At 38.8% G+C, this 19,721-nt stretch carries 15 protein-coding genes and 1 other annotated feature; of the genes, 3 read left to right on the top strand and 12 right to left on the bottom strand.

Annotated elements, in window-relative coordinates:
• Positions 1–38 precede the first annotated feature (38 nt).
• The 8 genes from HMPREF2867_RS00630 to acnA all read right to left on the bottom strand — a co-directional run bounded on the left by HMPREF2867_RS00630 (position 39) and on the right by acnA (position 10,663).
• Complete coding sequence (locus HMPREF2867_RS00630) at positions 39–779, bottom strand: esterase family protein (protein WP_002884014.1); 741 nt, start codon at positions 777–779, stop codon at positions 39–41.
• 47 nt (positions 780–826) lie between these two features.
• Positions 827–1,654 carry an alpha/beta hydrolase gene (locus HMPREF2867_RS00625; protein WP_049528774.1) on the bottom strand — a complete coding sequence of 276 codons (828 nt, stop codon included), beginning with the start codon at positions 1,652–1,654 and terminating at the stop codon, positions 827–829.
• 115 nt (positions 1,655–1,769) lie between these two features.
• Positions 1,770–3,203: an NADP-dependent glyceraldehyde-3-phosphate dehydrogenase gene (locus HMPREF2867_RS00620; protein ID WP_070574978.1), complete on the bottom strand. Its 1,434-nt coding sequence runs from the start codon at positions 3,201–3,203 to the stop codon at positions 1,770–1,772.
• Positions 3,204–3,421: 218 nt separating this feature from the next.
• Positions 3,422–5,155, bottom strand: a complete 1,734-nt coding sequence (ptsP, locus tag HMPREF2867_RS00615; protein WP_002890681.1) for a phosphoenolpyruvate--protein phosphotransferase — start codon at positions 5,153–5,155, stop codon at positions 3,422–3,424.
• A gap of 4 nt (positions 5,156–5,159) precedes the next feature.
• Positions 5,160–5,423, bottom strand: a complete 264-nt coding sequence (locus HMPREF2867_RS00610) for a phosphocarrier protein HPr (protein ID WP_045772118.1) — start codon at positions 5,421–5,423, stop codon at positions 5,160–5,162.
• 261 nt (positions 5,424–5,684) lie between these two features.
• On the bottom strand, positions 5,685–6,860 hold the full coding sequence (gene icd, locus HMPREF2867_RS00605; protein ID WP_070574975.1) for an NADP-dependent isocitrate dehydrogenase: 1,176 nt from the start codon (positions 6,858–6,860) through the stop codon (positions 5,685–5,687).
• A 13-nt stretch (positions 6,861–6,873) separates the two neighbouring features.
• Complete coding sequence (locus tag HMPREF2867_RS00600) at positions 6,874–7,998, bottom strand: citrate synthase (protein WP_070574972.1); 1,125 nt, start codon at positions 7,996–7,998, stop codon at positions 6,874–6,876.
• 1 nt (position 7,999) lies between these two features.
• Positions 8,000–10,663 (bottom strand): aconitate hydratase AcnA, encoded by a 2,664-nt coding sequence (gene acnA, locus HMPREF2867_RS00595; protein WP_070574969.1) that lies wholly within the window; start codon positions 10,661–10,663, stop codon positions 8,000–8,002.
• 333 nt (positions 10,664–10,996) lie between these two features.
• Between acnA and nrdH the strand changes: the two genes are divergently transcribed.
• The 3 genes from nrdH to nrdF all read left to right on the top strand — a co-directional run bounded on the left by nrdH (position 10,997) and on the right by nrdF (position 14,593).
• The gene (nrdH, locus tag HMPREF2867_RS00590) at positions 10,997–11,221 is read left to right on the top strand and encodes a glutaredoxin-like protein NrdH (protein WP_004182714.1); all 225 of its coding nucleotides are present in this window, start codon (positions 10,997–10,999) and stop codon (positions 11,219–11,221) included.
• A 94-nt stretch (positions 11,222–11,315) separates the two neighbouring features.
• Positions 11,316–13,475, top strand: a complete 2,160-nt coding sequence (nrdE, locus tag HMPREF2867_RS00585) for a class 1b ribonucleoside-diphosphate reductase subunit alpha (protein WP_002890676.1) — start codon at positions 11,316–11,318, stop codon at positions 13,473–13,475.
• Positions 13,476–13,633: 158 nt separating this feature from the next.
• Positions 13,634–14,593: a class 1b ribonucleoside-diphosphate reductase subunit beta gene (nrdF, locus tag HMPREF2867_RS00580; RefSeq protein ID WP_070574966.1), complete on the top strand. Its 960-nt coding sequence runs from the start codon at positions 13,634–13,636 to the stop codon at positions 14,591–14,593.
• A 92-nt stretch (positions 14,594–14,685) separates the two neighbouring features.
• On the opposite strand, the gene ileS is transcribed toward nrdF, so the two are convergent.
• The 4 genes from ileS to HMPREF2867_RS00560 form a co-directional block, all read right to left on the bottom strand.
• Positions 14,686–17,484 (bottom strand): isoleucine--tRNA ligase, encoded by a 2,799-nt coding sequence (ileS, locus tag HMPREF2867_RS00575; protein WP_070574964.1) that lies wholly within the window; start codon positions 17,482–17,484, stop codon positions 14,686–14,688.
• Positions 17,485–17,531: 47 nt separating this feature from the next.
• Positions 17,532–17,745: a binding site (T-box leader), on the bottom strand.
• Entirely contained in the window at positions 17,732–18,607 is an 876-nt protein-coding gene (locus tag HMPREF2867_RS00570; RefSeq protein WP_002884119.1) for a DivIVA domain-containing protein, read from the bottom strand. (Overlaps the previous feature by 14 nt.)
• Before the next feature lie 52 nt (positions 18,608–18,659).
• On the bottom strand, positions 18,660–19,463 hold the full coding sequence (locus tag HMPREF2867_RS00565) for a YlmH family RNA-binding protein (protein WP_070574962.1): 804 nt from the start codon (positions 19,461–19,463) through the stop codon (positions 18,660–18,662).
• On the bottom strand, positions 19,463–19,720 hold the full coding sequence (locus HMPREF2867_RS00560; RefSeq protein ID WP_037604445.1) for a YggT family protein: 258 nt from the start codon (positions 19,718–19,720) through the stop codon (positions 19,463–19,465). The genes HMPREF2867_RS00565 and HMPREF2867_RS00560 overlap by 1 nt, the downstream gene beginning before the upstream one ends.
• Position 19,721 lies beyond the last annotated feature (1 nt).

Genomic DNA, 19,721 nt, shown 5'->3' with positions numbered 1-19,721 from the left:
CCTCTTTTATAGTTATTTAGATGGGATGGACAAAGAAGTTATAGGTTCATATTGTCAAGGAAATAAGGCATTTGTTTACGCCACCATTCCCAATCGTGAGCGACATCATGACCCCACTCAGAGAACCAAGCTGGAATATTCTTTTGTTCAAAGGCTTCCTTGAGTTTATAGTAAGATGGAAGACCATCTTGTTCCCAAGCACCAAGACCTGTACATACGATGATCTCAGCTTGACGGTAGCGGTCGATAAACCAACCATCATTTTGGTTCCAGATATAATCTGATGGGGAATTTTGGTAAATAGCTTCATCCCCTCCAAACTCACCCACAAAGAAACGAGCATCGTAGACACCACTAAGGGCTACTACTTTATTGAAAACATCAGGGTGTTGCAAGAAGAAATTAAGCGCATGGTAAGCACCCATTGAACATCCTGTTGTCATCATTGGATCAAACCAACCAGTTTTGTGTTTGATAAATGGAATAGCTTCTTCAATAACATAACGTTCATAGGCACGGTGCATTTCAGCACGATCGTGTGGATTTTTCCAATCACAAAGCCAGCTTTCACTGTCCACACTTGAAAGCGTAAAGAATTGTACGCGTCCTTCTTCGATAAAACGTGCACAAGCATCAATCATACCAAAGTCATAGTATTCGTTATGGCTACCACCTGATGAAGCAAAAACCACAACAGGGATACCAGCGTGCCCATAACGGTTAACATACATTTCACGATTAAGTTGACCACTCCAGTGGCTAAGATGTTCGATATTCATATTTATATTCCTTTTCCTAAATTAAAAATATTTTGCGTTAATAAAGACTAGTCCCACTTTTCAGCGAAAAAGCGAAGACAGTCTGGTAAATTCTCGGCCCAAGCTTCTTCATTGTGTTCAGCACCAGACTGAATGTGAATCTTGATATTTTCCAAATCAACCCCACGAGCAATCAAATCATGGTAATAGCTTAATGAAGAGTCAATGTAAGCCTGCTTAATGTTACCAGCCATCAAGGTCTTATCAGTATCATCAGCTTCCTCAGTCCCCACATAAATGTAAACACGTTGATCTGCATCCAATTTTTGACGCGACATGTAACGATCAAAGGCATCTTGATGCAACCAGTTAGCTGAAGAAAATACCCCAAGACAACCAATCTGCTCCTTATAATCAAGCCCCATAAACTGAGTGATATTACCACCGAGAGATGAACCAATCATAGCTGTATGCTGACGGTCAGAGAGGGTACGGTATTCCTTATCAATAAAGGGTTTAACCACATCCATGACAAACTCTGCATACTCTACACCCTTACCTCCGAACTGGACACCAGGGATATTAGATTCTTGGTACTTCCACGCAGAATACTCATTCATACGGCCAGGACCATCATTATCAATGGCTACAACAATCATGCGCGAAATATCAGGATTACGCTTGATTGTTGGGATAATCTTCCAAGAATAGCCAGAAAAAGACTCCTTACTATAAAGAACATTCTGACCATCATGGAAATACACGACAGGGTAAGAACGATCTGTATCCGTTTCATAGTTCTTAGGTAGAAGAACACGCACACGACGAAGTTGACCAGTGTATGGTACCTCTAACTCATGCGTCTTCATAACCAAGTAAAAATAAGATTTATTCATTGTCAGAAAACTCTCTATATTCGAAATTTAGTTCTATTATACCATATTTTAAAAGAAAAAGAGCCCCTATTATTGGGACTCTTTACACTTTTTTAATGATTGAATAGCTACACTCTTAGTAGTTTGCGATATCAAATACTGTTGATTTCACACGAGTCATAGCTTCGATAGAGTATTTCACACCTTGAGTTCCGGCACCAGATCCTTTAACACCAAGGAATGGGAAGTTATCTGTACCACGTTGTGTTTTGTTGTTGATGTGAACTGTACCAACTTCAAGTTGTTCAGCAATTGCAAATGCACGTGGGTAGTCTTGTGTGAAGACAGCACCTTGAAGTCCAAATTCAGATTCGTTAGAAATCTTGATTGCTTCTTCAACTGAAGATACACGGATGAATGGCAATACTGGACCAAATGGTTCTTCCCAAGCAAGACGCATGTCAGTTGTTACATGGTCAAAGACAGCTGGGTAGATAAGGTTACCTTCACGTTTCAATTCAGTTTTAGCAGTAGCACCTTGTTCAACGGCATCATCAATCAAACCTTGAACGAAGTCAGCTGCTTTTGTATCGATAAGTGGTGTAACGCTTGCGCTTTCTTCAGGCATACCAACAGTGATATTACCTACCAAAGCAGTTACTTTTTCTACCAATTCATCTGCAACGCTATCCATTACAAGGACACGTTTGATAGCTGTACAACGTTGACCTGAATAGTCAAAGGCACCAGCAACAATGTTTTTAGCAGTCAAGTCAAGATCAGCATCTTCAAGAACGATAGCGGCATCTTTACCACCAAGTTCAAGCATGATTGGACGCATAGCTGCCAAACGACCGATGTTTTCACCAACTGGTGTTGAACCTGTGAAGTTGATGAAATCAACTGCTTTGTGTTCAACGATGTAGTCACCGATAACAGAACCACGACCTGTGATAGAGTTCAAGACACCTGAAGGGATACCAGCTTCAACAAATGCTTCAACCAAAAGAAGACCTGAGATAGAACCTTGTGTTGGTGGTTTGAAGGCAACAACGTCACCAGCAATCAAGGCAGGAGCAATTTTAGAACCAGCCAAGTTTACTGGGTAGTTAAATGGAGAGATAGCAAGTACAAGACCTACTGGTTCGCGACGAACAACAGCAATTTTTTTCTTGCTACCAGCGTCAAATGCACCACCTTCAAGTACTTCACCTTCCAAACGCAAACCTTCTTCAGCTGCATAGTGGATGATTTCAGCAGTACGAACAACTTCACCGATTGCAGATTTCAAACCTTTAGAGATTTCTTTAGAAAGAACTTGACCGATTTTTTCTGCATCACGTTCCAAGATATCTGCTGCTTTATGAAGGTATGCTGCACGTTCAGCATATGAAAGCGCACGCCATGCTGGGAGTGCTGCTTTAGCTGCTGCGTAGACTTCGTCTACTTCAGCTTGGCTCATCGCTGGAACTGATCCAAGTTCCTCACCGTTTGCAGGTGCGTAAATAGTAATTTCGTTTTCAGATGTTTTCCACTCACCATTGACATAGTTTTTGTATTGTTTAGCCAAGATAGTAACTCCTTTTATCTATTATAGGACCTATTTTATCATTTTTTTAGAAATATTCCAAGATTTAAACGAGAATTATTCAGAAAATTTTGACAAAAAATAGTTAAAATTGTTAACCTAGGTTAGCCGTATTCTACTCCTAACTAAAGAATGAGTCAATTATTTTGTCTCCGTTTAGATATAAAAAAAGTGAAAGCCTAAGCCTCCACTTTTTATGATTAGTCTACGTTAACGTATTCTTTTGAAAGTTCAAGAACTTCTTCCATTGTTGCACATTCAGTAAGAGCACGGTTAGCGTATTCTTCCATTTTAGCTGTGTCAAGTTTCTTCATCAAGCTACGTGTACGAAGAACAGATGTCGCTGACATTGAGAACTCATCCAAGCCCATTCCAACAAGAAGTGGAACAGCAGTTTGGTCACCGGCCATTTCACCACACATACCAGCCCATTTACCTTCAGCGTGAGCCGCTTTGATAACATTGTTAATCAAACGAAGGATTGATGGGTTATATGGTTGGTAAAGGTATGAAACTTGTTCGTTCATACGGTCAGCAGCCATTGTGTATTGGATAAGGTCATTTGTACCAATTGAGAAGAAATCAACTTCCTTAGCAAATTGGTCAGCAAGCATAGCTGCAGCTGGGATTTCAATCATGATACCTACTTCGATATCGTCTGCAACGGCAACACCTTCAGCAACCAATTTAGCTTTTTCTTCTTCAAGAATACCTTTAGCAGTACGGAACTCAGTCAACAAAGCAACCATTGGGAACATGATACGCAATTTACCGTGAACAGATGCACGAAGCAAAGCACGCAATTGTGTACGGAACATTTGATTACCAGTTTCAGAGATAGAAATACGCAAAGCACGGTAACCCAAGAATGGGTTCATTTCTTTAGGAAGGTCGAAGTAAGGGAGTTCTTTATCCCCACCGATATCCATTGTACGAACGACAACAGGTTTACCGTTCATACCTTCAAGAACTGCTTTGTAAGCTTCATATTGGTCATCTTCAGTTGGGAAGTCTTGAGAATCCATATACAAGAATTCTGTACGATAGAGACCAACAGCTTCAGCACCGTTATCATTTACACCTTCAACGTCTTTAGGTGTACCAATGTTAGCAGCCAATTCGAAATGTTTTCCATCAGCAGTAACTGTTTGAGCATCTTTAAGGAGAGCCCATTCAGCTTTTTGTTTAGCGTAAGCTTCACCAGCTGCTTTGAACTCAGCAATTTGCTCTTCAGTTGGGTTGATAACAACTTCACCAGTAATACCTGAAACAGCCAAAACATCACCATCTTTGACAAGTTCTGTGATGTTATTTGTTCCAAGAACGGCTGCGATTTCAAGTGTACGCGCCATGATAGCTGAGTGACTTGTACGTCCACCGATGTTAGTAACAAAGGCTTTTACGTACTTTTTGTTCAACTGAGCTGTATCAGATGGTGTCAAGTCATGAGCAACAACGATTGATTCTTCGTTGATTGTTGCCGGGTTAGGCAATTTCTTACCAAGCAAGTTAGCAAGCACACGTTTTGTAACGTCACGAATATCCGCTGCACGTTCTTGCATGTATGGGTTATCTTCCATACCTTCAAAAATAGCGATAAACATGTCTGTTACTTCTGTCAAAGCAGCTTCAGCATTAACTTGTTTAGCACGGATAGTTTCTTTAATTTGACCAGTCATTTCTGGGTCAGCAAGAACCATCAAGTGAGCATCAAAAACGGCTGCCGCTTCTTCACCAAGGCTTTCAACTGCTTTTTCACGGATAACAGAAAGCTCGTCTTGTGACGCCGCTAGAGCAGCATCTAGACGAGCCTCTTCTGCACTTGTATCTTCAACTGTTACAGTTTCAAATGACAAGTCCGGTTGAACAAGCAGATATGCCTTAGCAACTGCAACACCATCAGATGCTGCGATTCCTTTAAGCATTTCTGTCATATTCTTATGCCAATCCTTCTTTTGTCATTGTTTCTGCGATTGCTACGATTGCATCATCAGCATCAGCACCTTCTGCAGAGATAGTTACGTCAGCACCTTGACCAACACCAAGGCTCATAACACCCATGATTGATTTAAGGTTAACTGCTTTACCTTTGTAGTCAAGAGTGATATCTGAAGCAAATTTGCTAGCTGTTTGAACAAGCAAAGTAGCTGGACGTGCGTGGATACCTGTTTCTGCAACAATGTGGAAATCTTTAGAAGCCATAATGGATTCTCCTTCTTAGTTTGGAATATTTGAGTTATCAATGATAACCCTTACAATTTAGAATTATAACATAGCTAATTGAGATTATCAAGGTTAAAACGTACTTTCTACAAGTTTTTCAAAAGCCTGTCTCTCATTTTACTGCTCATTTTCATTTTTTTAAACATAAGCAAATACTAGTCTCTAGTTATTTACAACATTTTCAGAAAATTTCTTTCATGGTGTTTTCAATCGTTAATTTTCATTTTCGAGCAAAAACAATCACATAATTGAAAGAATTTGATTGCTAAAGGCACTCGTTGAATAAGCTTGTTTTCCAAATGCTAAGTCAGCTGTAAAGATATCAGCTTTAAATGTCTTTTCAATAGCACTTGTAATCAGTTGAGCTGCCTCAGTCCAACCAATATAATCTAGAAGCATGCAGCCAGATAATAGAACTGAGCAAGGATTAGCCTTATCTTGATCTTCGATATCCGGAGCTGTTCCATGTGTTGCTTCAAAAATAGCATGGCCTGTTTGATAGTTAATGTTGGCTCCAGGGGAGATGCCGATACCGCCAACTTGTGCAGCTAAGGCGTCACTGGCATAATCACCATTCAAGTTGGTTAGGGCAACAACATCAAATTTTTCTGGATTTAAAAGAATCTGTTGTAGAAAGTTATCCGCGATTATATCATTAATCTCTAAACGACCAGCCAGCAATTCTTCTTTATATTCTTCCTGAGCCAATTCATAACCCCATTTACGGAAGCCACCTTCTGTAAATTTTTGAATATTCCCCTTATGAACTAAGGTCACTTTTTTTAGATTGTTCTTGAGAGCATAGTCGATAGCCGAGCGAATGAGACGTTTACTTCCTTCTATTGAAATTGGCTTGATTCCGATACTACTTGATTCTGGGAAGCGAATTTTACTAACATTCATTTCTGTCTGGAGAAACTCAATCACGCGCTTAACATCTGTTGTTCCCGCTTCCCATTCAATTCCCGCATAAATATCTTCAGTATTTTCACGAAAAATAGTAATATTCGTTTTTTCTGGTTCCTTAAGCGGACTTGCTACTCCTTCAAAGTAACGAACCGGTCTAACACAAGCGTAGAGATCAAGTTCTTGACGTAAAGCTACATTTAAAGAACGAATCCCTCCACCTACTGGCGTCTCAAGCGGACCCTTAATAGCAACTAAACTTTCTCGAATAGTCTCCAATGTTTTTTTCGGCAACCATTCTCCTGTTTTATCATAAGCCTTCTTACCAGCTAGGAGCTCTTGCCACTCAATATGACGCGTTCCTTCATAAGCTACTTCTACTGCTTTATCAAAGATTGCTTGGGCATTCTTCCAGATATCATGTCCAACACCATCCCCTTCAATAAAAGGGATAATTGGACTATCAGAAACTTGAAGCTGTCCATTTGTCATTACGATTTTTTCTGCCATATAGCTTTCCTCCCTAGCGTTTTTCTAAAGGAATATAGGTCATATTTTCTTGTCCAATATACTGTGAGCGAGGACGAATCAATTTGTTATTTTTTTGCTGCTCTTGAATATGAGCAATCCAGCCGGCAACACGACTCATTGCAAAGATAAGTGTGAAGATATCGCTGTCAATTCCTAGAGTATGGTATACGGTGGCTGAATAGAAGTCTACATTGGGAATTAATCCCTTCTTATCTTTCATGAACTCTTCAATTTCTTGAGACATATTAAAGAATTCTTCATTCTCGGTACCCTCTGTCAACTTTTTAGCCATATCTCTTAAGAAAATTTCACGAGGATCCTGTTTCTTGTATACACGGTGCCCAAATCCCATGATTTTCTCTTTAGAGTCAAGTTTTTCCTGTAAGTAAGCATAAACATCACCTGATTCGCGGATTTCTTTAAGCATATCAAAGACGCGTTCATTAGCCCCACCATGCAGGGGACCTTTTAGAGCACCAATAGCTGTTGTAATACACGAATAAATATCTGTCAGAGTCGAAGCACAAACACGCGCTGCAAAAGTTGAAGCATTCAACTCATGATCAGCATGTAGAATTAAGGCCTTATTCATAGCCTCAACTTCAATTTCAGAAGGTTCAACACCATTCAGCATGTAAAGAAAATTAGCAGCAAAACCTAAATCTTCTCTTGGTTTGAGGGGCATTTTACCAGTGCGTAAGCGTGCAAAAGTCGTAATAATTGTTGGCAATTTAGCCATCAATTCAATACTTTGCTGATAAACGGCTTCCATGGACTTCTCCTCAGCATCCACATTGTATACCCCAAGAAGTGAAACTGTTGAACGTAAAACACTCATTGGGTGCAAATGTGGACGAGATTGGATAAGAATGCATTGTTCTACAGCATCTGAAATGTCATAGTTCTTACGCAACTCAGCTTCAAAATACTTGAGTTCCATTTGCGTAGGAAGATGACCATTCCATAAGAGATAAATCACTTCCTCAAAAGACGCTTTATTTTCCATAAACTCGGAAATATCATATCCTGCATAGGATAAATGGTCATCAATAATAGATGAAATCCTAGTATTACAGGCAATCATATCCTTAAGTCCATTAATTTCAACTGTTGTCATATTAGGCTCCCTTCAATTTTTTTCTTACAACCATTGGTAAGATACCACCATTTTTATAGTAACGAATATCAGCATCTGCATCGAAGCGTACCAAGGCTTTAAAGGTTTTGGTTTGTTCAGGTGTTGAAGCTGTAACAGTGATAACATCATGGACACCTGGATTTTCTGAAAGATCAAAGCTAAAGGTCTCATGTCCTGTCAATCCAAGACTTTCAGCATTTTCCCCTTCCATAAATTGTACTGGTAAAATTCCCATCATAACTAGATTTGAACGGTGAATACGCTCAAAACTCTCAGCAAGCACTACTTTTACACCAAGGAGATTTGCACCTTTAGCAGCCCAGTCACGACTAGAGCCCATACCATAATCCTTACCAGCAATTACAAGCGTATCTTGATTAGCTTCTTTATATTTCATAGCAGCATCATATATAGGTAGAATATCACCATCATATTTAGTATATCCACCAATTTTTCCATCTGCTAGCTCATTCTTGATACGAATATTAGCAAAAGTTCCTCGCATCATGACTTCGTGATTTCCACGACGGCTACCATAAGAATTAAATTCTTGATAATCGACACCATTCTCAGTCAAATAACGAGCTGCTGGACTATTTCTGGCAATATTACCCGCTGGAGAAATATGGTCTGTTGTAACCGTATCTCCAAATTTAGCCAAAACCTTCAAATCATTCAATGGTTTAATACTCAAATCATCTCCTAAAGCATCAAAGTAAGGTGGGTTTTGAATATAGGTAGAGTTTTGATTCCATTTATAATTTTGACTTTGTTCAGTAGGAATGGCATTCCACTTCTCGCTATCAGAAAAGACACTGGCATATTCATCTTGGAAGAGTTGACGGGTGACGTATTTATCAACATAAGTCTCAATGTCATCACGAGATGGCATAATCTCCTCTAAATAAACAGCTTGACCATTGTCGTCAAAGCCTAGAGGCTCAGTTGTCAAATCAATATTCGTGTTACCAGCCAAGGCATAAGCAACAACTAATGGTGGACTAGCCAAGAAATTCGCTTTAACAAGTGGATTAATACGCCCTTCAAAATTACGATTTCCTGACAATACAGCACTCGCTAGGAGGTCATTGTCTACAATAGCCTTAGCCACTTCAGGACGTAAATCTCCTGAGTTACCAATACAAGTTGTGCAACCATAACCTACCAAGTTAAAGCCAAGCTTATCTAGATAGGTTTGCAAGCCTGAAGCTTTGAGATAACCTGTAACGACTTTAGATCCAGGCGCCAAAGAGGTCTTGACTGTTGGAGAGACTTTGAGCCCCTTCTCAACCGCTTTTTTGGCTAAAAGACCGGCTGCCATAAGAACGTAAGGATTAGAGGTATTGGTACATGATGTGATTGCTGCAATGGCAACATGACCCGTTTGAATTGTTTCTGAATAATCCTCAAAATCAACTTTTGCAGTTTTTGCTAACTCTTCATTATTCAAACCGAAACCACGGACACCTGCTTCACGTACCACTGCATCTTGAAATTCTTGCTTAGCATCAGATAAGAGAATCAAATCTTGTGGACGTTTAGGACCTGAGATAGAAGGTTTAATAGATGACAAATCGACTTCAACAATCTTAGTATACTTGGCTTCTTTACTTGGATCATAGAAAAGATGATTGGCTTTTGTATAGGCTTCAGTGACTTGGATATGTTCCTCATCACGATTAGTTAAACGCATGTAGTTAAGAGTCTCGTCATCAATAGGAAAATAACCACAAGTCGCACCATATTCCGGTGCCATATTAGCGACAGTAGCACGGTCAGCTAGAGATAAACTCTTCAAGCCAGGTCCAAAGTACTCAACAAATTTACCAACCACATTTTCAGAACGAAGCACCTGAGTAATCTTGAGAGCCAAATCTGTTGCTGTGGCAATTTTAGGCAGCTCACCTGTCAGATGTACACCAATAACCTCTGGAATTGGGAAATAAGACGCTTCACCTAGCATAGCTGCTTCAGCTTCAATTCCACCAACACCCCAACCAAGAACGCCAATACCATTAATCATAGTCGTGTGACTATCTGTACCAAACATAGAGTCAGGATATAGGAGCCCATCATTTTCAATAATGACATTACTTAAAAATTCAATATTAACCTGATGAATAATACCTGTTGCTGGTGGAACAGCACGGTAATTTTCAAAGGACTGTTCGGCCCACTTAAGAAACTCATAGCGCTCGTTATTACGTTTAAACTCTAGATTGATATTATCTTCAAGAGCAGTATCACATCCATATGAATCAACTTGGACAGAGTGGTCGATGACCAAATCTACTGGAATCTCGGGATTAATAAATTCGGCTTTACCTCCATTAGCCACTATAGCATCACGCATGGAAGCTAAATCAACAACAACAGGAACCCCTGTAAAATCCTGTAAGATAACACGACTTGGTTTAAAAGGTACTTCAGAAATTGTTGGAAAATTCGGAAATTTTATTAGATCAGAAATGTGAGATTCCTTAACATCGACACCATCTTTTTTTCGGAGGAGACTTTCAAGTAGTATTCGAATGGTATAAGGTAGTTCTCCGACCTTAACATCATGAGATTTTGCTGCTTTTTCGAGATCATAGAAAGAGAATGTCTTACCATTTACAGTTAGATTTGAACAGTATTCTTGCATACTTGAACCTCCATTAGTTAAAAATTTTCTTTATTCTACACTGTTATTTTTGAAAAAACAAATAGAATCGGCATTTTGATGTTATATTACATAACATATATGGTGAGATATTTCTTTTTTAGCCATTTTCATAAACAAATTCTATTTAATTTAGAGAACTTAAAAAAGCCTTTGAAACACAAGATATAGGGTTGTGTTTCAATACTAAACACAAAATATTGTATTTCCTTAAGATATTTAGCTTGATTTTTCCCAATATTTTGGGTATTCTATTAGAGTTAAAAAAGTGGCTCTCTTGGCCACTTAAAATCTTTTTACAAAGGAGTATTTGCAATGGCAAAGATTACATTGTTTTCTAAAAACAACTGCATGCAGTGTAAAATGACTAAAAAATTCTTGGAAAAGGAAGGTGCTGATTTCGAAGAAATCAACATTGATGAACAACCAGAGAAAATCGATTACGTAAAAAGTCTTGGTTTCACTGCTGCTCCAGTTATTGAAGCAGGCGATATCGTCTTTTCAGGTTTTCAACCGACTAAACTTAAAGAAATCCTTTAATTATCAAGTTTTTAAATAGAAAGGAACTTGTCTGCTTAGTATAATGTTTTAACCTTAATATACTATTAAACTAAGTAAGCCTGGTATCTGTATTATGTCTTTAAAAAATCTTGGCGATGTCTCATACTTCCGCCTCAACAACGAAATTAACCGTCCTGTTAACGGTCAAATTCCTTTGCATAAGGACAAAGAAGCACTTCGTGCCTTCTTCCTTGAAAACGTTAAGCCAAATTCAATGGCATTCAACAGCATCACAGATAAAATTAATTATTTGATTGAGAACGATTATATCGAGTCTGAATTCATCGGTAAATACGAACCTGCTTTCATCGAAAAGTTGTCTGCAGAAATTCATTCTCAAAAATTCCGCTTCCAATCTTTCATGGCAGCCTACAAGTTCTACCAACAATATGCCCTCAAAACAAACGATGGCGAGTCTTACCTCGAAAGTATTGAAGATCGCGTTCTTTTCAACGCCCTTTACTTTGCTGATGGTGATGAAAACCTTGCTAGTGACCTTGCTAACGAAATGATTCACCAACGTTACCAACCTGCTACTCCTTCATTTCTAAATGCTGGACGTAGCCGTCGTGGTGAACTCGTGTCATGTTTCCTTATTCAAGTAACGGATGACATGAATTCTATCGGACGTTCTATCAACTCGGCCCTCCAGTTGTCTCGTATTGGTGGCGGGGTAGGTATTAGCCTATCTAACCTACGTGAAGCTGGTGCTCCTATCAAAGGTTATGCTGGGGCAGCCTCTGGTGTCGTACCTGTTATGAAGCTTTTCGAAGATAGCTTCTCTTACTCAAACCAACTTGGCCAACGTCAAGGTGCTGGTGTTGTTTACCTGGATGTTTTCCACCCAGATATCCTTGCCTTCCTTTCTACTAAGAAAGAGAATGCTGATGAGAAGGTGCGTGTTAAAACACTGTCACTTGGTGTTACAGTTCCAGATAAATTCTACGAGTTGGCACGTAATAATGAAGATATGTATCTCTTCAGCCCTTACTCAGTCGAAAAAGAGTATGGTAAACCATATAACTACATTGATATTACAGCTATGTATGATGAGTTAGTTGCCAATCCCAATATTACAAAAACCAAGATTAATGCACGTGAGCTAGAAACTGAAATTTCTAAACTCCAACAAGAATCAGGTTATCCATATATTGTCAATGTTGATACAGCCAATCGACACAACCCAATTGATGGTAAGATCGTCATGTCCAACCTCTGTTCTGAAATTCTCCAAGTTCAAACACCAAGTGAACTTAACGATGCACAAGAGTTTGTCAAACTCGGTACAGATATTTCATGTAACCTTGGATCAACTAATATCCTTAACATGATGACATCTCCTGACTTCGGACGTTCGATTAAGGCTATGACACGTGCACTTACCTTTGTTACAGATAGTTCAAGTATTGATGCTGTACCATCCATCAAAAATGGTAACCAACAAGCCCATACCTTTGGTTTAGGAGCTATGGGGCTTCACTCTTACCTTGCTAAACACCATATCGAGTATGGTAGCCCCGAATCTGTTGAATTCACTAATATCTACTTCATGCTTATGAACTACTGGACTTTGGTTGAATCTAACAATATTGCCCGCGAACGCCAAGAAACCTTTGTCGGTTTTGAAAAATCAAAATATGCTGATGGTTCTTACTTTGATAAATACGTTACAGGCCAATACGTTCCTAAATCTGACCGTATCAAAGAACTTTTCGATGGTCACTTCATCCCACAAGCCAAAGATTGGGAAGAACTACGTGAACTCGTTAAGAAAGATGGACTCTACCATCAAAACCGTTTGGCTGTTGCACCAAATGGCTCAATCTCTTATATTAATGACTGTTCTGCTTCTATCCATCCAATCACACAACGTATTGAAGAACGTCAAGAAAAGAAAATCGGAAAAATTTACTACCCGGCCAACGGTCTTTCAACAGACACAATTCCTTTCTACACTTCAGCCTACGACATGGACATGCGTAAAGTTATCGACGTCTATGCCGCTGCGACTGAACACGTTGATCAAGGTTTGTCATTAACCCTATTCTTGCGTAGTGAGTTACCAAAAGAAATTTACGAATGGAAAACAGAAAATAAACAAACAACTCGTGACCTTTCTATCCTTCGTAACTACGCCTTTAACAAGGGAATTAAATCAATCTACTACATCCGTACTTATACAGATGATGGGGAAGAGGTTGGTTCTAACCAATGTGAAAGCTGTGTCATTTAAGATAGTGATTTAACGATAGCAACTTCACTACTCTTATTTACAAAATGCATTAAAAGGTCGGTTCGCCGACTTTTTTAATAGATCAACTCAAAAAAACTATATCATGATTTTGAATTATGATAAAATAGTAACGATATCAATAAAGAAAGAGGTTTCTAATGGAAACTTACTACAAAGCCATTAACTGGAATGAAATCGAAGATGCGATTGATAAATCTACCTGGGAAAAATTGACCGAGCAATTTTGGCTAGATACACGTATCCCACTTTCAAATGACCTTGATGACTGGCGTAAACTTTCAGCTGAAGAAAAGGATTTGGTTGGAAAAGTTTTCGGTGGTTTAACATTGCTAGATACCATGCAATCTCAAACAGGTGTTGAAGCCATTCGTGCAGACGTCCGTACACCTCATGAAGAAGCTGTATTGAACAACATTCAGTTCATGGAGTCTGTTCACGCCAAATCTTACTCTTCAATCTTCTCAACTTTGAATACAAAATCTGAAATTGAAGAAATTTTTGAGTGGACTAACAGTAACGAATACCTTCAAACTAAGGCGAAAATCATTAACGATATCTATGAAAATGGAACGCCTCTTCAGAAAAAGGTTGCTTCAACATATCTTGAAACTTTCCTTTTCTATTCAGGATTCTTCACTCCACTCTATTATCTTGGTAATAACAAGCTAGCTAACGTTGCTGAAATTATCAAGCTCATTATCCGTGACGAATCTGTTCACGGAACCTATATTGGCTATAAATTCCAACTTGGATTCAACGAATTGCCTGAAGAAGAGCAAGAAAGTTTCCGTGAATGGATGTATGATCTCCTCTATCAATTGTATGAAAATGAAGAGCTCTACACTAAATCTCTTTATGACGGTGTTGGATGGACTGAAGAAGTTATGACTTTCCTTCGTTACAACGCCAACAAGGCTCTTATGAACCTAGGACAAGATCCACTCTTCCCAGATAGTTCGAACGATGTTAACCCAATCGTTATGAATGGTATTTCTACAGGAACATCTAACCACGACTTCTTCTCTCAAGTTGGTAATGGTTACCTTCTAGGAACTGTCGAAGCCATGCAAGACGATGATTATAACTACGGACTATAATATAAAAACTAGCTGAGCTAGTTTTTTATTGTGTTCAATACTATATTCGAAAAACAAATAGAAAAAAGAGTTCACGGTGAACTCTTTTTATTTTATTTTGCTTTTACTTCAAAACCTTCTGCTACACCTTCAGCAAAGTTTTCTTCAACAATGCTAGCACAGTGATCACAGATAGTCGCGTTGTAGCTACGCTCTTTAGTAGTTGGATCGATACGACGACAACGGTCACAGACATCACCTGTAGCACGTTCTACTGTGAATGCCACACCTTCAAAGCTTACAGCAGATTGAGGTGCTTCTCCTTCAGCAATAGTCAATGCTGAAACAATCAAAAGTTGAGCAAGGTTAGTGTTCAAACCTTCAATAAGTTCTTTGACTTCATCATCAGGATAGATAGTCAAATGAGCTTCAAGCGATTTACCAATAACTTTTTCATTACGAGCTTCTTCCAAAGCTTTTTGAGCTTGGCCACGGAAATCCATGAAGGCATTCCATCTTTCAAGAAGTGCATCTTGACCCACAAAATCTTCTGCTTCTGGCAACTCTGACAATTGAACATAGTCTTCTGTTTCAAATTCAAGATATGACCAAATTTCTTCTGCAGTGTGAGGAAGGATTGGTGTCAATAGTTTTGTAATCTTGACAAGAATATCGTAGAAGACTGTTTGCATTTGACGACGTTCAAGTGATTCCGCACTCTCAATATAAACCACATCTTTGGCAAAATCAAGATAGAATGCAGACAACTCAACGTTAATAAAGTTAACCAAGACTTTGTAGATAGTCAAGAACTCAAAGTTTGCATAGGCATCACGAATAGTCTTAACCAATTGGTTAAATCGAATAGTCATATACTGATCTACAGAACGCAAGTCTTCAAAGGCTACAGCATCAGTTGTTGGATTGAAGTCAGAGGTATTGGCAATCAAGAAACGAAGTGTGTTACGAATCTTACGATAAGATTCTGATACTTGGCTAAGGATATCCATTGAGATACGAACGTCATTAGTTGTATCAACACTTGTTACCCAAAGACGAAGAATTTCAGCACCAAATTGTTTCTCAACATCACTAGGAGCAATTGTGTTACCAAGCGATTTAGACATCTTCTCACCCTTACCATCAAGCGCAAAACCTTGAGACAAGAGTTGTTTATATGGTGCAACACCATTATTGGCAACAGATGTAATAAGAGATGAATTAAACCATCCACGGTATTGGTCTGAACCTTCGAGATAGAGGTCAGCTGGATAAGTCAACTCAGGACGGTTAACAACGACACCATTCCATGATGAACCTGAGTCAAACCATACGTCCATAATGTCAGTTTCTTTAGTAAACTCTCCGTTTGGTGAACCTGGATGTGTAAAGCCTTCTGGAAGAAGATCTTTGGCATCACGTTCCCACCAGATAACTGAACCATGCTCTTCGAAAAGTTTAGCCACATGTTCGATTGTTTCTTCAGTCATGATTGGTGTTTTATCTTCAGCATAGAAGATTGGGAGTGGCACACCCCAAGCACGCTGACGAGAGATTACCCAGTCACCACGGTCACGAATCATGTTGTAAAGACGAACTTTACCCCACTCAGAATGGAATTTAACTTTTTCAATCTCATCCAAAATCTCTTGACGGAATTTAGAAACAGAGGCAAACCATTGTGGCACAGCCCGCCAAATGATTGGTTTCTTCGTACGCCAGTCAAATGGGTATGAGTGTGAGATTTCTTCTTTAGCAAGGAGCAAATCACCAAGTTTTTCCATAACGATTGGCGCCACTTTATCGTAGAACTGACCTTCAAAATCAGGGCCAGCATTTTCCATCATGATACCACGCTCATTAACGGTTACGGCAACTTCAAGGCCATTAGCAATACCTACGTTATAGTCATCCTCACCAAAACCAGGAGCCGTATGGACGATACCTGTACCTGAATCTGTAGTTACGTGATCACCAAGGATAACAAGCTCATCAACTTCTGTATCCCATGGGTGTTCAGTGACGATTTGATTCAATTCTTCACCACGGTATGACTGAAATACTTCCACATCTGTCCAACCGAACTTCTCTGAAAGACTATTAAGTAATTCAGAAGCAACGACAAATTTTCGGTCTTCTCCGGCAGGTTTTACGAGAACATATTCAATATCAGCACCAACAGTCAAACCACGTGAAGCTGTTACTGTAAATGGTGTTGTTGTCCAAACTACGATATATGTATCTGTATCTAGTACTCCTTTACCATCCTTAACCTTATTGGCATAGTAAAGTGAAGTTGAAACTAAATCATGGTACTCGATTTCAGCTTCAGCAAGTGCTGATTCTGATGACCATGACCAATAAACTGGTTTTGCACCTTGATAGATGTAACCTTTTTTAGCCATCTCACCAAATACACGGATTTGTGCAGCCTCATAGTCTGGTGTCAAAGTAACATATGGGTTATCCCAATCAGCCGAAACACCAAGACGTTTGAAATCTTCACGTTGTTTGTCAACTTGTGAAAGTGCATAATCACGACACATCTTAAGGTATTCAGCACGATCAAGTTCTTTACGTTTCACACCTTGTTTTGCCAACACTTGCTCAATTGGAAGACCATGCGTATCCCAACCAGGAACGTAAGGAGCATAGAAACCAGACATTGATTTTGAACGAACAATGATATCCTTAGAAATTTTATTCATCGCATGTCCAACGTGAATATTACCATTGGCATACGGAGGACCATCATGAAGAGTGAAGTGAGGTTTACCTTGGTTCAACTCTTGACGATGTTGATACATCTTAGCATCTTCCCACTCTTTTTGCCAGATTGGTTCTTTGTTAGGAAGTCCAGCTCGCATTGGAAAAGCTGTCTTACCTAGATTTAAGGTTTCTTTGAGTTTCATTATATCTCCTCTTTAAATTAATTTACTAAATAAAAAGAGCCTTCATCAAAAAGGACGAAAGCTCGTGGTACCACCTTAATTCAGAGCAAAAAAACATTTGCTCCCTCATATGTCCGTAAGGAGGACCATCCTTCTAACTTACTTAGTTCAGTTAGAATGCTTGAAAATGATAACTATCCAAATAGGGAATGTGGGACTCACACCATCTCCCACTCGCTGTTAATATACTTGGTAAGTTGTATTTTTCTTATTCGCTAATATTCAATTTAAACGTTTGTGTTTCGTTAAGATTAATTTCACCTGTTGACTCAGGTTGCAAATCAAAATCTTCATCTACTGGTGCTGAAGTTGGGAAATCTGCTACTTCACTCTCGAAAGTATCTGGAATACCAAAATCAACAGGAGTTGAAACCACTTCGTTTGTTTCATCAACTTCTGGACTAGAGAAATCTTCAACTTGCTTATTACTTTCAGCAACACGACGTTGAAGTTCAGCCATTTCATCAGGAGTGAATTGACGAGTTGCATCAAATGAAGCTGCATCATTTGAATCAGGTACATGCTCATCCAAAACTTTTTCAACAACTTCTTTAAAGGCAGCATCTGAATTTTGAAGATAAATAGCTGTTGGTTGCAACAATTCACCCCATTCTGGAGCACTTGCTAGGCTAAGCTGACCTTCAACTGCAGCCAATAGGCGTTGGTGGAAGACACGACTTTGACGTTTAAGTTCTTCCGTTTCGATGGCAACACGTTTGGCTTCATCTGTTGCATCACGAAGAATTTCAGATGCCTTAGATTTAGCTTCTTCAACCAAATGAGTAGCATTGAAGTTAGCCTTATTAATCAAGTTAGCTGATTCGTCAGCCGCTGAAGCTTTAACTTTTTCAGCTGTTTCTTGAGCCAAAATAACTGATTGACTCAATGATTCTTTCATTTCATCAAAATAAGCCAATTTTTCTTCAAGCTCTTTTACACGAGCAGCAAGTTCACGATTATCACGAACCAAATCTTCGTAATCATCTACAATAATATCAAGAAATTCATCAACTTCTTGCTCATTATATCCACGAAATTTAGTTGTAAACTGTTTATCTTTAATATCAAGTGCTGTAATAGCCATTACAGGCCTCCTTTATTTTTCATTACCATATCTGATGGTTTAAATTAAATAACTACTTTTTTCTCCGTCTTAACAGACTTTCAATAACGATTTTAGCTTTCCCGGACTTTGAAAATCCGTCTTGTTGAGCTAGTCGAAATCGACCATAACCTCTAACCGAAATCATATCACCAATCATAACCGTCTGATTAGCCTTCTCAATTTGTCTATAATTTAATTTAACTTTTCCAGAAGCAATAAGTTTTAAGGCGTTAGAACGGGATAGGTTTAGTACCGTCGCCAACACATTATCAAGACGCATACTGGAAAGTAAAACAAAAGATTGTGAATAGTTTTCTTGATTTGAAATCCAATCGTCTTTGCTTACTTCTTTTAGAGTAACCGAAACATTTCCAATCTTAGTAATCGTCATTATCGCATAACTTGCTAAATGAGAAGCAACGGAAAATTGAACACGTCCTTCTTCATCAAGAATAATATCTCCAAATACTTGACGATCAAGACCAAGTTGATTAATCAGTGCTCCCAAAACTTTTGGGTGTGTCAATTTATTGAACTGTCTCGCATAAGAGATTTCTAGGCGTTTAATTTCAAAGTCTTCGTCATCAAGCTCGTAATATTCGGGAGCAAGAATAACTCTTCCATATTCTTCAGATTCAGGAGTAGAACTCACAAAAAATTTTAAATTGTAGTAATGAGCTAACTCTTCAACAATCTGAATTTCACGAGGATTCAAGAAATCAGTTAAGTAAGGACTGTACCTTTCATCAACTAATTGACAAAATCCCCTAACCTTCTCTAGAAAAGGGCGTTCATCTAACGAGTAATGCTGTTCAATATTTTTAATATCTGACATCAGAGTAGAATAAATCTAAGAATTCTAAGTGAAAAGTTTAGTAGAAGTACAATTACCAATATTGAAAAATCAATACCAGCAAAAGCTAAATTCAGGCGACGAAATGGTGCGAGAATCGGTTGAACAATTTGTCTAATGATTCTTCCAAGGCTAGTATCATAAGCTCCTGGAAACCAGGACAACAAAGCATAGACTACAAGAAGAATCTCTATCACGTTAACAACACGTGCCCAAATAACATAAAGTAATACAGACATC

The organism is Streptococcus sp. HMSC064H09 (assembly GCF_001812625.1).
Taxonomy (GTDB): Bacteria; Bacillota; Bacilli; order Lactobacillales; family Streptococcaceae; genus Streptococcus.
The sequence above is the reverse complement of the archived record's forward strand: the minus strand, read 5'-3'. Positions and strand labels throughout refer to the sequence as shown.

What these genes read in the sequence shown, in the direction of transcription:
- HMPREF2867_RS00630 (WP_002884014.1), bottom strand. Translation starts at nt 779, where the DNA reads ATGAATATCGAACATCTTAGCCACTGGAGTGGTCAACTTAATCGTGAA.
- HMPREF2867_RS00625 (WP_049528774.1), bottom strand. Translation starts at nt 1,654, where the DNA reads ATGAATAAATCTTATTTTTACTTGGTTATGAAGACGCATGAGTTAGAG.
- ptsP (WP_002890681.1), bottom strand. Translation starts at nt 5,155, where the DNA reads ATGACAGAAATGCTTAAAGGAATCGCAGCATCTGATGGTGTTGCAGTT.
- HMPREF2867_RS00610 (WP_045772118.1), bottom strand. Translation starts at nt 5,423, where the DNA reads ATGGCTTCTAAAGATTTCCACATTGTTGCAGAAACAGGTATCCACGCA.
- icd (WP_070574975.1), bottom strand. Translation starts at nt 6,860, where the DNA reads ATGGCAGAAAAAATCGTAATGACAAATGGACAGCTTCAAGTTTCTGAT.
- HMPREF2867_RS00600 (WP_070574972.1), bottom strand. Translation starts at nt 7,998, where the DNA reads ATGACAACAGTTGAAATTAATGGACTTAAGGATATGATTGCCTGTAAT.
- acnA (WP_070574969.1), bottom strand. Translation starts at nt 10,663, where the DNA reads ATGCAAGAATACTGTTCAAATCTAACTGTAAATGGTAAGACATTCTCT.
- nrdH (WP_004182714.1), top strand. Translation starts at nt 10,997, where the DNA reads ATGGCAAAGATTACATTGTTTTCTAAAAACAACTGCATGCAGTGTAAA.
- nrdE (WP_002890676.1), top strand. Translation starts at nt 11,316, where the DNA reads ATGTCTTTAAAAAATCTTGGCGATGTCTCATACTTCCGCCTCAACAAC.
- nrdF (WP_070574966.1), top strand. Translation starts at nt 13,634, where the DNA reads ATGGAAACTTACTACAAAGCCATTAACTGGAATGAAATCGAAGATGCG.
- ileS (WP_070574964.1), bottom strand. Translation starts at nt 17,484, where the DNA reads ATGAAACTCAAAGAAACCTTAAATCTAGGTAAGACAGCTTTTCCAATG.
- HMPREF2867_RS00570 (WP_002884119.1), bottom strand. Translation starts at nt 18,607, where the DNA reads ATGGCTATTACAGCACTTGATATTAAAGATAAACAGTTTACAACTAAA.
- HMPREF2867_RS00565 (WP_070574962.1), bottom strand. Translation starts at nt 19,463, where the DNA reads ATGTCAGATATTAAAAATATTGAACAGCATTACTCGTTAGATGAACGC.
- HMPREF2867_RS00560 (WP_037604445.1), bottom strand. Translation starts at nt 19,720, where the DNA reads ATGTCTGTATTACTTTATGTTATTTGGGCACGTGTTGTTAACGTGATA.